13 protein-coding genes and 1 pseudogene are annotated in these 11,380 nt (G+C 71.2%); 7 read left to right on the top strand and 7 right to left on the bottom strand.

Features of this window, described 5'->3' with window-relative positions; genetic code table 11:
• Nucleotides 1–179 precede the first annotated feature (179 nt).
• Nucleotides 180–1,085: a MerR family transcriptional regulator gene (locus tag AB0M82_RS43140; protein WP_364735152.1), complete on the bottom strand. Its 906-nt coding sequence runs from the start codon at nucleotides 1,083–1,085 to the stop codon at nucleotides 180–182.
• A 44-nt stretch (nucleotides 1,086–1,129) separates the two neighbouring features.
• Here AB0M82_RS43140 and AB0M82_RS43135 point away from each other — a divergent pair, with 44 nt between their 5' ends.
• The 3 genes from AB0M82_RS43135 to AB0M82_RS43125 are packed head-to-tail and all read left to right on the top strand — an operon-like array spanning nucleotide 1,130 to nucleotide 2,395.
• Nucleotides 1,130–1,870 (top strand): maleylpyruvate isomerase family mycothiol-dependent enzyme, encoded by a 741-nt coding sequence (locus AB0M82_RS43135; protein ID WP_364735150.1) that lies wholly within the window; start codon nucleotides 1,130–1,132, stop codon nucleotides 1,868–1,870.
• A gap of 58 nt (nucleotides 1,871–1,928) precedes the next feature.
• Nucleotides 1,929–2,210, top strand: coding sequence for an Lrp/AsnC ligand binding domain-containing protein (locus AB0M82_RS43130; protein ID WP_364735148.1), 282 nt, complete (start codon nucleotides 1,929–1,931; stop codon nucleotides 2,208–2,210).
• Nucleotides 2,207–2,395 carry a YdeI/OmpD-associated family protein gene (locus AB0M82_RS43125; protein WP_364735146.1) on the top strand — a complete coding sequence of 63 codons (189 nt, stop codon included), beginning with the start codon at nucleotides 2,207–2,209 and terminating at the stop codon, nucleotides 2,393–2,395. The genes AB0M82_RS43130 and AB0M82_RS43125 overlap by 4 nt, the downstream gene beginning before the upstream one ends.
• A gap of 61 nt (nucleotides 2,396–2,456) precedes the next feature.
• Here AB0M82_RS43125 and AB0M82_RS43120 read toward each other — a convergent pair whose 3' ends face one another.
• From AB0M82_RS43120 to AB0M82_RS43105, 4 genes are all read right to left on the bottom strand, one after another.
• Nucleotides 2,457–4,139 (bottom strand): cytochrome bc complex cytochrome b subunit, encoded by a 1,683-nt coding sequence (locus AB0M82_RS43120; RefSeq protein ID WP_364735144.1) that lies wholly within the window; start codon nucleotides 4,137–4,139, stop codon nucleotides 2,457–2,459.
• Complete coding sequence (locus AB0M82_RS43115; protein ID WP_364735142.1) at nucleotides 4,136–5,290, bottom strand: ubiquinol-cytochrome c reductase iron-sulfur subunit; 1,155 nt, start codon at nucleotides 5,288–5,290, stop codon at nucleotides 4,136–4,138. Before AB0M82_RS43115 ends, AB0M82_RS43120 begins: the two co-directional genes overlap by 4 nt.
• On the bottom strand, nucleotides 5,287–6,105 hold the full coding sequence (locus AB0M82_RS43110) for a c-type cytochrome (RefSeq protein WP_364735140.1): 819 nt from the start codon (nucleotides 6,103–6,105) through the stop codon (nucleotides 5,287–5,289). The genes AB0M82_RS43115 and AB0M82_RS43110 overlap by 4 nt, the downstream gene beginning before the upstream one ends.
• 62 nt (nucleotides 6,106–6,167) lie before the next feature.
• Nucleotides 6,168–6,794, bottom strand: a complete 627-nt coding sequence (locus AB0M82_RS43105; protein WP_364735154.1) for a heme-copper oxidase subunit III — start codon at nucleotides 6,792–6,794, stop codon at nucleotides 6,168–6,170.
• A 95-nt stretch (nucleotides 6,795–6,889) separates the two neighbouring features.
• On the opposite strand from AB0M82_RS43105, the gene AB0M82_RS43100 reads away from it, so the two are divergent.
• The 3 genes from AB0M82_RS43100 (at nucleotide 6,890) to trpD (ending at nucleotide 8,814) form a co-directional block, all read left to right on the top strand.
• The gene (locus tag AB0M82_RS43100) at nucleotides 6,890–7,303 is read left to right on the top strand and encodes a hypothetical protein (RefSeq protein ID WP_364735138.1); all 414 of its coding nucleotides are present in this window, start codon (nucleotides 6,890–6,892) and stop codon (nucleotides 7,301–7,303) included.
• Between the two features lie 61 nt (nucleotides 7,304–7,364).
• Nucleotides 7,365–7,775: a hypothetical protein gene (locus AB0M82_RS43095; protein ID WP_364735136.1), complete on the top strand. Its 411-nt coding sequence runs from the start codon at nucleotides 7,365–7,367 to the stop codon at nucleotides 7,773–7,775.
• 4 nt (nucleotides 7,776–7,779) lie between these two features.
• Nucleotides 7,780–8,814 (top strand): anthranilate phosphoribosyltransferase, encoded by a 1,035-nt coding sequence (gene trpD / locus AB0M82_RS43090; RefSeq protein WP_364735134.1) that lies wholly within the window; start codon nucleotides 7,780–7,782, stop codon nucleotides 8,812–8,814.
• 130 nt (nucleotides 8,815–8,944) lie between these two features.
• Here the strand turns inward: trpD and AB0M82_RS43085 are convergent.
• Nucleotides 8,945–9,857 (bottom strand): annotated as a pseudogene (locus AB0M82_RS43085) (DMT family transporter).
• A gap of 83 nt (nucleotides 9,858–9,940) precedes the next feature.
• Between AB0M82_RS43085 and AB0M82_RS43080 the strand changes: the two are divergent.
• Nucleotides 9,941–10,900: a helix-turn-helix domain-containing protein gene (locus AB0M82_RS43080; RefSeq protein ID WP_364735132.1), complete on the top strand. Its 960-nt coding sequence runs from the start codon at nucleotides 9,941–9,943 to the stop codon at nucleotides 10,898–10,900.
• A 54-nt stretch (nucleotides 10,901–10,954) separates the two neighbouring features.
• Here the strand turns inward: AB0M82_RS43080 and AB0M82_RS43075 are convergent, their stop codons facing one another.
• Complete coding sequence (locus tag AB0M82_RS43075) at nucleotides 10,955–11,374, bottom strand: cytochrome c oxidase subunit 4 (protein ID WP_364735130.1); 420 nt, start codon at nucleotides 11,372–11,374, stop codon at nucleotides 10,955–10,957.
• Nucleotides 11,375–11,380: the final 6 nt, after the last annotated feature.

Below are 11,380 nucleotides of genomic sequence, written 5' to 3'. Positions count from 1 at the left end.
GCAGACCTCGCCGCAATCCACCACCTCACCCTTGACAAACCATAGGAGCATCATTGGGTGCGCTCGACGCACCGAACGCCACATTGGGTGCGCTGAACGCACCGAACGCCACATTGGGGCGCATGGCTCAGGCCTGGGCGTCGAAGTCCCGGAACGCCGGGCCGGGACGTGTCCGAGTCTTAGGCGACTGAGCTGTTCAGGGCGTCGAGCAGCCAGGTGTGTGTGACACCCATCGGCGCGGGTTCGCCGGTCACCTCGCCGGCCAGGTGCCAGTAGCGGCGCAGCCGCGGGTGCCGGTCGGCCGCCGTGCGGTGGTTCAGTGCCCGGCGGAACTCCGGGCTGTCCCCCGCGCCCAGCGCCGCCGCGTGGGCCGCCACGAAACGGTCGAGCGCGGCGCCCGGCGCCGGCCGGGCCCCGGCCGCCACCTGGGGGGACGCCAGCTCGCAGGCCGCGCCGACCTCGGCGTGGAGTGCGCCGAGGTCGCCGATCCGGTCGTGGCCGGCGAGCGTGCTGGCCCGCAGGTGCGTCGCGAGCACCCGGTCGGCCGCGAGCAGCACCAGCTCGGCGTACGCGATCACCTGCGCCGTCGTCGGCAGCTCCGGCGGCCGCGGCGCGCTGATGTCGAGGAACATGCGGACCGTGTCCGGCGGGATCGGCCCGGTGGTCATCGGGTGCCACAGCCGGACGAGGGTGTCGTGCGCCGTGAACCCGTCCTGCACCGCGGACAGCAGCTCCAGCCGCGCGGCGCGGTCGGCCGGCGCCGCCTCCTCGACCGCGCGGAGCACCGACCGCCGCCAGGCCAGCGTCGCGACCTCGCGGTCGAGCGCGGTCCGTTCGGCGGCCACGGCTTCGTCGAGGGACCGCCGGCCGGCGATGACGTCGGTGATCGACCGCAGGCCCAGCCCGAGCCCGCGCAGCCGGCGGACCATGGTCAGCCGGTCGACCGCGGCCGCCTCGAACCGGCGGTGCCCGCCGACGCTGCGCGCGGGCTCCAGCAGCCCCTCGTCGCAGTAGAAGCGGATCGTGCGGACGGGCACGCCGGTCCGTCTCGCCAGATCGCCGATCCCGAGTGTGTCTCCGGTCACCTTCGGTCGAACCTCCAGCCGGGTGGAGTTCCTACGGTACGGCCATGAACAGCGCAAGATTCGCCGAGGGACTGCACGCACACACCGCCGGATTCGCCGACGCCGTGGCCGGCGCCGACCCGGACAGCCGCGTGCCCACCTGCCCGGACTGGCCGCTGCGGGTGCTGGTCGGCCACATCGGCCAGGCCCACCGCTGGGCCGCGAGCATCGTCCGCTCGGGACCGTCCCCGGTCCCGGACCCCTTCGACGCCGACCCCGGCTCCCCCGGCAAGTGGGCCGGCTGGCTGCGCGAAGGCGCCGCAGACCTCACCGAAGCCGTCCTCGCCTCCGGGGAGACGCCGGTCTGGACGTTCTTCGGCCCGCGACCGGCCCGGTTCTGGCTGCGCCGGATGCTTCACGACACCACCGTCCACCACGCCGACGCGGCGCTCGCCACCGGCCGCGCGTTCGAGGTGGCGCCGGACCACGCGGCCGACGCGATCGACGAGTGGCTGGAGCTGCTGTCCGACCCGGTCACCGCGCAGCTCAAGCCGGCCTTCGCCGAGTTGCGCGGCACCGGCCAGACGCTCCGGCTGAACCCGGACAGCGGCGACGGCTGGCTCATCACCCGCACCCCGGACCGCGTGCGGTGGGCCCGTGCCGGGGATAGCACCGCGGACGCGACGCTGGCCGGCCCCGTGCGGGACCTCCTGCTGGTGTTCACCCGGCGGCTGCCCGCCGACCGCATCACGATCAGCGGAGACCGCGCCCTTGCCGAGCACTGGCTGGCGCACAGCGCGGCCTAGCGCCGCGGGCTCACTAGAATCGCGGACGACACCCGCAGACGAGTCTTGGAGGACCCAGGTGATCACCGCGATCGTGTTGATCCAGGCAGAGGCGGACGCGATCCCGGACGCGGCCCAGGCGATCGCCGACATCGAGGGTGTCGGCGAGGTCTACTCGTGCGCCGGGGACGTCGACCTCATCGCCACGGTGAAGGTGTCCACGCACGAGGACCTGGCCGACCTGATCCCGGGCCGGATCGGGAAGGTGCCGGGGGTGCTGAACACCGTCACGCACATCGCGTTCCGGTCGTACTCCCGCGCCGACACGGAGTCGGCCTTCTCGATCGGTGTCGAGGATTGAGCGAAGTCCCCGACGAGCTGGCCGACGCGCTCGCGGCGGCCCCGGACGCGGCGGCGGCGTTCGAGGCCCTGCCGCCGTCGCACCGGCGTGAGTACGTCCAGTGGGTCTCCGAGGCCAAGAAGCCGGAAACCCGCGTCTCACGGGCCCAGAAGACCATCACCCGGCTTCGCGGCCCCAAGTCCTAGAACGAGTCCTGGAAACGTCGAAGGCCCACCTCGCGCGAGGTGGGCCTTCGACGTTGTGGACCTAGTGTTCGGAGCGCTTGGCGGCCTCGGCCGTCTCGACGTCCTCGAACTCGCCCGGTTCACCCTGGGTGACCGAGTGGCCGTTCCCGTGACCGTTGCCGTGGGCCCGCTGCAGCGCGGCGGTCTCCTCGGCCGGGTCCGGCGACCAGAACGTGCCCGGCACGGCCTGACCGGCCGAGCCCAGCTTGTTCATCTTCTTCGGCACGGACGCGCCCTGGTACTCGAGCGGGACGGCGTGGCCGTGGCTGTCGACGCCCGCGAGCGGCTGGTGGATCTCGATGAACTCACCGTGCGGCAGCCGCTTGATGATGCCGGTCTCGACGCCGTGCTCCAGCACCTCGCGGTCGGCCCGCTGCAGGCCGAGGCAGAGCCGGTAGGTGAAGTAGTAGGCCAGCGGCGGCACGATCAGCACGCCGATGCGGCCCGCCCACGTCGTCGCGTTCAGGGAGATGTCGAACTGGTCGGCGATGATGTCGTTGAAGCCGGACAGCTCGATGACCATGAAGAAGCCCAGCGCCATCGCGCCCAGCGCCGTGCGGACCGGGGCGTCCCGTGGCCGCTGGAGCAGGTTGTGGTGCGCGGTGTCCTTGGACAGCTTCCGCTCGATGAACGGGTAGCCCAGCAGCAGGCCGAACAGGATCGGCATGCCGACCGCGCCGGGGAAGAACACCGCCGGGATCGTGTAGTTCCCGAGGTAGACCTCCCACGCCGGCCAGATCCGGAGCATGCCGTCGGCCCAGGCCATGTACCAGTCGGGCTGCGAACCCGCCGACACCTGGGCCGGGTTGTACGGGCCGAAGTTCCACACCGGGTTGATCTGGAACAGGCCCGACATCAGCGCCAGCACGCCGATGACCAGCGTGAAGAACGCCCCGCCCTTGAGCGCGAAGTACGGCATGATCCGCACGCCGACGACGTTGGTCTCCTTGCGGCGCACGCCCGGGAACTGCGTGTGCTTCTGGTACCAGACCAGCGCCAGGTGCGCGCCGACCAGCGCGAGCATGATGCCCGGCAGCAGCAGGATGTGCAGCGTGTACAGCCGCGGGATGATCACGTCACCGGGGAACTCCCCGCCGAACAGCGCCCAGTGGATCCAGGTGCCCATCACCGGCACTGAGAGCACGATGCCCGACAGCGTCGCGCGGATACCGGTACCGGAAAGCAGGTCGTCCGGCAGCGAGTAGCCGAAGAAGCCCTCGAAGCAGCCCAGGATCAGCAGCAGGCCGCCGATCACCCAGTTCGCCTCACGCGGGCGCCGGAACGCGCCGGTGAAGAAGATCCGGAGCATGTGGACGGCCATCGACGCGACGAAGATCAGCGCGGCCCAGTGGTGCAGCTGCCGCATGAACAGGCCGCCGCGGACGTCGAACGAGATGTCCAGCGTCGTGCGGAACGCCTGGGACATCTCCAGGCCCCGCATGTTCGTGAAGCTGCCGTCGTAGACGACCTCCTGCATGGAGGGGTCGAAGAACAGCGTCAGATACACACCGGTGAGCAGCAGGATGATGAAGCTGTAGAGCGCGATCTCGCCCAGCAGGAACGACCAGTGGGTCGGGAACACCTTGTTCATCTGGTGCCGCAGGCCCTTGGCCAGGTGATACCGCTGGTCGGCGTTGTTCGCGGCCTCGCCCAAGTGCCGCTCCACGGCACTCGCGCCCTTGGTCGGCGTGGTGAGTGAACTCATGACTTACGCTCCCAAAAGGCCGGACCGATGGCCTCGATGAAGTCGCCTCGCGCGACCAAGTATCCCTCTTCGTCCACCGTGATCGGTAGCTGGGCCAGCGGACGGGTCGCCGGGCCGAAAATCGGCTTGGCGTAGTGGAGGGCGTCGAACTGCGACTGGTGGCACGGGCACAGGATGCGGTTGGTCCGCTGCTCGTACAGGGAGGTCGGGCACCCGACGTGACTGCAGATCTTCGTGTACGCGTAGTAGTCGCCGAAGTTGAAGTCCTCCTGGCCGGCCCGCTTGACCACCTTCGCGGCATCGGTCGGGCGCAGGCGGATCAGCATGACCGGGTTGTCCACCCGGGTCAGCGCCGCGGCCAGTGCCTCCGGGGTCTTCTCCGAGTCCGGGTGGTACGGGAACACCGTCTCCATCGCGCCGGCGTCGAGGTCCTCGGCCTTGAGCAGGCGGACGTCTTCGGGCGACTCCGCGGGCTTGCCGGTGACCCGGCGCAGGTAGACCTTCTCGCCCGGGTAGTTGGGCTTCCAGCCGGTGTGCCACAGCGAGTCGCGGGACTCGCTGTCCTTCCACGGGTTCTTGATGAACGACGCGATCGGCAGCGCGGCGGCCGCGAGGCCGAGTGCGCCCGCACCGGCGATCGCCGAGCGCTTGATCAGCGACCGGCGGGCGATGGTACTGCGGCTCCCGGCGTCGGCCAGGTGCGCGAGGATCGTGGTGCGGTCGACCTCGGCCGACCCCTCACCGTCGTTGTCGCTCCGCTGCTGCACCGCGACCTCGGCGGGCACGAACTTCTTCGTGTACACGATCACGCCGATGCCCAGGCCGAGGATGGCCAGGCCGAGCGTGATGCCGAGCATCGGGGTGTAGAGGCTGTACCAGAAGTGGCCGCTCTCGTTGTCCGGCGCCTCGTACTTCCACGGCCACCAGATCAGCGAGACGACGAAGCCCAGTCCCGCCAGCGCGGACAGGGCGAACCAGAACGCGACCAGCCGCTCGGCCCGCTTCTCCGCCCGGGTGCCCTCCACGGGCCACGGGGTCGGGTACTCGACGATCTCGACGCCGTCGAGCGCGCCGCCCAGCTTGACCAGCTGGTCCCGGTCCATCTCAGCCAGCTCCGCCTCCGTCGGCGGCTTAGGCCCCTCGGCACTCATGCCTTCGATCCAATCCACAACGTCACGCCGATCAGCGCGGCGATTCCGACGATGAAGGTGATGACGCCCTCCGAAGCGGGGCCGACCCCGCCGAGGCCGTTCCCACCCGGGTCATTGTTGCCGTCCGACACCGACTTCACGTAGGCGACGATGTCCTTCTTCTCCTCCGGCGACAGCTGCCGGTCGGAGAACTTCGGCATGTTCTGGGGGCCGGTGAGCATGGCCGTGTAGATCTGCTCTTCGTTGGCCGGGTCCAGGTTCGGCGCGTACTTGCCGGCGGACAGCGCGCCGCCGCGGCCGGTGAAGTTGTGGCACGACGCGCAGTTGAGGCGGAACAGTTCGCCACCGCGGGCCGGGTCGCTGCCGCGCAGGGCCTCGCCCTTCTCGGCGGGCCGCTGGGCGCCGCCGCCGTGCGCCTGGATGTAGGCGCCGATCGCGTCGATCTCGGCCGGGGTCAGCTTCGGCGGCTTCCGCTCGATCTGCGCCTCCTGGCGCGCGGCGGGCATCCGGCCGGAGGAAGTCTGGAAGTACACCGCGGCGTCGCCGATGCCGATCAGGCTCGGCCCGCGGTCCTGCACGCCTTCGAGGTTCGCGCCGTGGCAGGCGATGCAGGTGTTGTTGTAGACCTGCTCGCCGAGGCGCAGCTGCGCCGGCGTGCCCTGGGCCTGCGCGGTCTGCGGCTCCGGGGCGAACGCGGCGTACAGGAAGCCGACGCCCACCAGCGCGATACCGAGCGCGAGCAGGCCGGCGAACCGCCTCCGCAGCTTCGACCGCGCGCGGTAACGGCGCTCCGAGGATTTCGTGCTGGTGGTCATCTTGCGGCAACCCTTGCTGTCTGTTCAGGCCGATGGTGAAGGTGGTGGCGGCTGAGGCGGACCTACGGAAGGAGGTAGATCACACCGAAGAGGCCGACCCACACGATGTCGACGAAGTGCCAGTAGTAGGACACGACGATCGCCGACGTGGCCTGGGCGGGCGTGAACTTGCTCAGTTTCGTGCGGATGAGCAGGTACACGAAGGCGATGAGCCCGCCGATGACGTGCAGGCCGTGGAACCCGGTGGCGAGGTAGAAGACCGTGCCGAACGGGCCGGAGGGGATCGTCATGCCCTCTTCGACCAGGTTGTGGTACTCGTTGGCCTGGCCGCCGACGAAGATCGCGCCCATGATCAACGTGACGATGTACCAGCGGCGCAGCCCGTAGACGTCGCCGCGCTCCGCGGCGAACACCCCGAACTGACAGGTCAGCGAGGACAGCACGAGGATCACCGTGAACGGGATCGCGTACGTCACGTTGAGGTGGAACTCCTCGCCGTGCAGACGCGGCGGCCAGGTCTCCCCGACCGGGTTCTGCGCCTTGACGGTGAAGAACATCGCGAACAGTCCGGCGAAGAACATCAGCTCGCTGGACAGCCACACGATGGTGCCGACACTGACCATGTTCGGCCGGTTCAGCGAGTGGACCCGCTGACTGATGGTGGGAGCTGCCGTTGTCACGCGTCGCATTATGTCCTCTCGCACCGCCGCTCCGCCGGGTGGGTCCACGGCGGGTCGTCTGCGTGACCGATCACACCGGATGCCCGGGAAGGTGAGAGCTACTCATGGGTTTACTCGACCGGCTTCTTGACCTGGTCAAGAAGCGCGAAAGCCCCGGTCTGACCGCCGACGCGCCCGGGCTGAAGATCGTCGCCGAGGCCTTCGACCCGGCCGTCGCGGACTCCGCCGTGCTCGCGGCTTCACCCGCCTGGATCAGCACGGCGCCGGCCGTTCTGCGCCACCACCTGCTCCTGCCGCCGGACCGGCTCGCCGAGGCGGCGTCGATCCTCGCCCAGGACGGCTACGACCTGCGGGAACAGGGCGGTTCGGGGGATCTGGTCCGAGTGCACGCCGTCCGCGTCCAGGTGCTCGACGCGCTGCACTGCGCCCAGGAACGGTCGCGGATGGCCGGGCTGGCGCAACGGCTCGGGGGCGACGCGTCCGGCTGGGACGCGCTCCAGCCGGAGCCGACCGCGTGATGTCGGTCTCGGCCGATACGATCGGGACGAGACGTGCGGTGACGAGACGGAGGCGTGCTCAATGGGCGAGCGGTCGATGCGGGTCCTGGTGTTCAGCCACAAGGCGGAGGTGCGCGAGGCGATCGTGAACGCCGTCGGGCGGCGGCCGGCTGCCGACCTGGGGCGCGTGGAGTACGTCGAGGCGGCCGGCATCGCCGACGTGCTGTCCGAGGTGGACGCGGGGAACGTCGACCTGGCCATCCTCGACGGCGAGGCGCAGCCGACCGGCGGCATCGGCCTGTGCCGCCAGCTCAAGAGCGAAATCGCGGACTGCCCGCCGATCGTGGTGGCGGTGCGGCGCCGGGACGACCGCTGGCTGGCCACCTGGTCGCAGGCGGACGCCGTGCTGGTGCACCCGCTGGACCCGCTGACCGCCGCGGAGACCGTAGCCGACGTGCTGCGCGCGCGACGGGTCCCCGTCGTGAACGGCTGAGCGGGTGACCACCCCGGTCCCCCGAACCTGGCCACTCCTGCTGAAGCAGCTCGTCGCGCGCGTCGACCTGTCCGAAGAGGACACGGCGTGGGCGATGGACCAGATCATGAGCGGCGCGGCGAGCCCGGCCCGGATCGCCGGGTTCGCGGTGGCGCTGCGCGCCAAGGGCGAAACGCCCGAGGAGATCGCCGGCATGGCGGCCATGATGCTGGCGCACGCCCGGCGGGTCGAGCTCGACCGCCCGGCGGTCGACATCGTCGGCACCGGCGGTGACGGCTCCGACTCGGTGAACATCTCGACGATGGCGACGATCGTCACGGCCGCGGCGGGCGCGCCGGTGGCCAAGCACGGCAACCGCAGCGCGTCGTCGAAGTCCGGCGCGGCGGACGTCCTGGAAGCGCTCGGCGTGCGGATCAGCCTGCCGCCGGAAGACGTCCAGCGCAGCCTCGCCGAGGTCGGGGTCGGGTTCTTCCTGGCGTCGGCGTTCCACCCGGCGCTGCGGCACGCCGGCCCGGTGCGCGGCGAGCTCGGCATCCCGACGACGTTCAACCTGCTCGGCCCGCTGACCAACCCGGCGCAGCCGGGCAGCGCGCTGATCGGCTGCGCGTACGAGGACAAGACGCGGGTGCTGGCGGAGGTGTTCGCCCGCCGCGGCGTCACGGCGCTGGTGGTCCGCGGCGACGACGGCCTCGACGAGATCACCACGACCACGACGTCGACGGTGTGGGTGGTTTCGGGCGGCACGGTCACCGAGCGCACCCTCGACCCCGCCGGTCTCGGCATCCCCCGCGCGACGGCCGGGGACCTGCGCGGCGGCGACGCGGAGGCGAACGCCGAGGTGATCCGCGAGCTGGTGGGCGGCAAGGCGGGCCCGGTGCGCGACGCGGTCCTGATCAACGCGGCGGCGGCGCTGGCGGCGTTCACGGGCTTCTCGGAGTCCTTCGAGGACGACCTGCGGGCAGGTTTGACGCGAGCCGCGGAGGCCATCGACTCGGGAGCCGCCGCGGCCCTGCTGGACCGCTGGATCGCCTTCAGCTGACCAAACCCGCGTGATCAAGGCCGTGATTCGCGTGATTGAAGGCGTAACTCGCGTGACTGAAGCCGGAACTCGCGACTTACGGCTTCAATCACGCGAGTTCCGGCCCGGATCACGCGAGTTCCGGCTCTGCTCACACCTGGCAGGCCTGCGTCCGCGAGACTCCGGCGGCGGGACGAGCCGGCCGCCCGGCGCGCTGCGGGGCCAGGGCGGCGGCCAGGACCGCCAGCATGCCCAGCGCTTCCGGCCAGCTGGGGCGGTGGCCGTAGAAAGTGATGTCCACCAGCACGGCGACCACCGGGTAGAGGTAGGACAGCAGCGCCACCGTCGTGGTCGGCAGCTTGCCGATACTCGCGTACATCAGCACGTACATCAGGGCCGTGTGGACGGTCCCCAGCAGCACCAGCCAGAGCAGCCCGGACGTCGTCGCCGGCAGCGGCGCCACCAGCAGCACCGGCGCCAGCAGCACCGCTCCGACGGTCGTCTGCACGGCCGCGAGCAGGTGCGGGCGGATGTGCTTCAGCTGCTTCGCGACGAAGGACGCTCCGGCGTAGAGGACGGCCGCGCCGAGCGCGAGCCCGATGCCGGCGAGCCGCACGGGCTGCCCGTCCTCGCCGTGGGCCGACAGGGAGATCAGAGCCACCCCGCCGAACGCGATCCCGGCCCTGGCCAGGTGGCTCTTGGCGACCTTCTCGCCGAGGAACGCCGCCGCCAGGCCGACCAGGATCAGCGGCTGGGTGTGGTAGACGACCGTGCTGACCGAGATCGACGACAGCGCGTACGAGGCGAACAGCAGCACCCAGTTGCCGACGAGGAAGAGGCCGCCCAGCACGGCCAGCCCGAGGTCGCGCCGCGACGGCCGCCACGAAAGCAGCCAGCCACGCGAGAGGCACCAGATCACCAGCAGCGCGCCGCCGACGAAGCAGCGGGCAAAGGCCACAGCCGGCGCGGCCGCGCCGCTCTCGAGGACGACAGCGCCGATCGTGCCCGACATCGCCATCGCCGGCGGACCACTGCAGCAGCGGGCGGGTTTCCGAGTTCGTCATGCGGACCAGGTTCGTCGTCTTCGCGCCGGGTAACCAGTGTCAGAAATGACAATGACCGCAAAACTTGTGACATGCTGGCGGCCATGGACGTCAACCGGGTCGCGGTGGTGCTCGCCGACCGCGTTTCACCGTTCGAGCTGGGCGTCGCGTGCGAGGTGTTCGGCACCGGCCGCAGCGCCGACGGCATCGGGGGCTGGGACTTCGCGGTCTGCTCCCCCGGCGGTTCCGGGGTGGTCAGCTGGTCCGGCTTCGGGCTGTCCGGCCTGCGGGACCTGGACTTCGCGGCGTCGGCGGACCTGCTGATCGTGCCGACGTGCGCGCCGCGGACCGCGCCGCCACCCGAACCGGTGCTGGACGTCCTGCGCGACGCGGCGGGGCGGGGCGCGTGGGTCGCCGGGTTCTGCGCCGGCGTGTTCTCGCTGGGCTACGCGGGGCTGCTCGATGGCCGCCGCTGCACGGTCCACTGGGTGTACGAGGCGGAGTTCCGGCAGCGGTTCCCGACGGCCGAGGTGGACCCGCAGGCGCTGTACGCCGACGACGGCGGCATCCTGACCAGCGCCGGCACGGTCGCGGCGGTGGACCTGTGCCTGCACCTGGTCCGCCGGCTGCGCGGCGTCGCGGCGGCCACGACGCTGGCCCGGCGGATGGTGGCGGCCCCGCACCGCGCGGGCGGCCAGGCCCAGTTCGTGCAGGCCCCCGTCCCGGCGACGGCGGCGGGCGACGACGCCGTGGTCGCGGAGGCCCTGGAATGGGTGGAGCGACGGCTGGACCAGCCGTTCACGGTGGCGGAGCTGGCCCGCCGCAGCGGCCTGGGCGAGCGGACGTTCCTGCGCCGCTTCTCCGCGGCGACCGGCACCACCCCGCACCGCTGGCTGACCGAACGGCGGCTGGACCGCGCCCAAGCCCTGCTGGAGGAGGGCGGCCTGTCGGTGGAGGACATCGCGACGGCGTGCGGCTACGCGTCGGCGGCGGCGCTGCGGCACCAGTTCAGCCGCCTGCGCGGCACCAGCCCGTCGTCCTACCGGACGGCGTTCCGGGGCTGAACCGAAACCGGCCGCCACGCGGTGAGCGTGACGGCCGGTCCGGAAAGAGGAGGGTCAGTCGTGCGACGGACCCGTGTGGTACTCGAACACCAGGCCGCCGATCGTGATGAGCAGCGCGACCAGCGCGATGACCAGCAGCCAGATGTGGAAGAACGCCAGCGCGAGGGCGGCCAGCGCTGCGGTGGCCGCCATGCCGATCGGCCAGTAGCTGCCCGGGCTGAAGAAGCCCAGCTCGCCCGCGCCGTCGCTGATCTCGGCGTCCTCGCGGTCCTCCGGGCGCGGTTCGATGCGCCGGGAGACGAACTGCATGTAGCTGCCCGCGAGGAACGCCAGGCCGCCGGTCAGGAACAGCGAGACGATGCCCACCGGCTCGGGCCCATGGGTGGCGGCCAGCGCGGTCCACACCCAGTACACGCCCGCCATGAACACGGCGAAGATCGCCACGATGAAGAAAATCCGCGCTTCGACCTTCATGGGTCT

This window comes from Amycolatopsis sp. NPDC051128 (assembly GCF_040682715.1).
Lineage (GTDB): Bacteria > Actinomycetota > Actinomycetes > Mycobacteriales > Pseudonocardiaceae > Amycolatopsis.
The sequence above is the reverse complement of the archived record's forward strand: the minus strand, read 5'-3'. Positions and strand labels throughout refer to the sequence as shown.

Excerpts from the sequence above, each read along its gene's own strand:
- AB0M82_RS43100 (WP_364735138.1), top strand. The coding sequence starts at position 6,890 with ATGGGTTTACTCGACCGGCTTCTTGACCTGGTCAAGAAGCGCGAAAGC.
- AB0M82_RS43095 (WP_364735136.1), top strand. The coding sequence starts at position 7,365 with ATGGGCGAGCGGTCGATGCGGGTCCTGGTGTTCAGCCACAAGGCGGAG.
- AB0M82_RS43110 (WP_364735140.1), bottom strand. The coding sequence starts at position 6,105 with ATGACCACCAGCACGAAATCCTCGGAGCGCCGTTACCGCGCGCGGTCG.
- AB0M82_RS43080 (WP_364735132.1), top strand. The coding sequence starts at position 9,941 with ATGGACGTCAACCGGGTCGCGGTGGTGCTCGCCGACCGCGTTTCACCG.
- AB0M82_RS43075 (WP_364735130.1), bottom strand. The coding sequence starts at position 11,374 with ATGAAGGTCGAAGCGCGGATTTTCTTCATCGTGGCGATCTTCGCCGTG.
- AB0M82_RS43105 (WP_364735154.1), bottom strand. The coding sequence starts at position 6,794 with ATGCGACGCGTGACAACGGCAGCTCCCACCATCAGTCAGCGGGTCCAC.
- AB0M82_RS43120 (WP_364735144.1), bottom strand. The coding sequence starts at position 4,139 with ATGAGTTCACTCACCACGCCGACCAAGGGCGCGAGTGCCGTGGAGCGG.
- AB0M82_RS43135 (WP_364735150.1), top strand. The coding sequence starts at position 1,130 with ATGAACAGCGCAAGATTCGCCGAGGGACTGCACGCACACACCGCCGGA.
- AB0M82_RS43115 (WP_364735142.1), bottom strand. The coding sequence starts at position 5,290 with ATGAGTGCCGAGGGGCCTAAGCCGCCGACGGAGGCGGAGCTGGCTGAG.